Genomic DNA, 922 nt, shown 5'->3' with positions numbered 1-922 from the left:
CCGGGACCACGTACGCCACCAGCCGCCGATCCCCCGGCCGGTCCTCGCGCACCACCACCGCGGCATCCGCCACCCCCGGATGCCGCACCAGCACCGCCTCCACCTCCCCCGGCTCGATCCGGAACCCCCGGACCTTCACCTGCGCATCCGCCCGCCCCACGTACTCCAGACGGCCACCGGCCCGCCACCGCACCCGATCCCCCGTCCGGTACATCCGCTCTCCGGGCGGACCGAACGCACACGCCACGAACCGCTCAGCCGTCAACCCCGGCCGGCCCGCATACCCCCGCGCCACACCCGCACCCGCCACGTACAACTCCCCCGTCACCCCCGCCGGCACCGGATTGAGGAAGCCGTCCAGCACATACAGCCGCAGATCCGGGATCCCCGTCCCGATCAGACCCGCCGGACTGCCCGGCCCCAGCGGCGCCCAGGTGACGTGCACCGTGGTCTCGGTGATGCCGTACATGTTCACCAGCACCGGGGCGCCGTGCGGGTGGCGGTCGTACCACTCGGCCAGCCGCCGCGTCTCCAGCGCCTCACCGCCGAAGATCACATACCGCAGTGCCAGCTCCGCGTCCGGCCGCTCCTGCTCGGCCCGCATCAACTGGTAGAAGGCCGAGGGGGTCTGGTTGAGCACCGTGACCCGCTCCCGCTCCAGCAGAGCCAGGAACTCCTGCGGCGACCGGCTCACCTCGAACGGCACCACCACCAGCCGCCCCCCGGACAGCAGCGCCCCCCACAGCTCCCACACCGAGAAGTCGAAGGCGTAGGAGTGGAACAACGTCCAGGTGTCGTCCGGCCCGAACCCGAACCACTGCCGTGTCGAGGCCAGCAGCCGCATCACACTGCCGTGCGTCACCACCACGCCCTTCGGCCGGCCCGTCGACCCCGACGTGAAGATCACATACGCCGGGTGGTC

Annotated in this window: 1 protein-coding gene; it reads right to left on the bottom strand. The window is 71.9% G+C overall.

The window, feature by feature from the left end:
• Nucleotides 1-862 (bottom strand): AMP-binding protein (locus tag ABD823_RS34430; protein WP_344867151.1); only part of this gene is annotated, 862 nt, incomplete at its 3' end.
• Between the last annotated feature and the right edge of the window lie 60 nt (nucleotides 863-922).

This window comes from Planomonospora alba (assembly GCF_039534085.1).
Taxonomy (GTDB): Bacteria; Actinomycetota; Actinomycetes; order Streptosporangiales; family Streptosporangiaceae; genus Planomonospora_B; species Planomonospora_B alba.
This window is presented reverse-complemented; position numbering and strand designations above follow the sequence as displayed.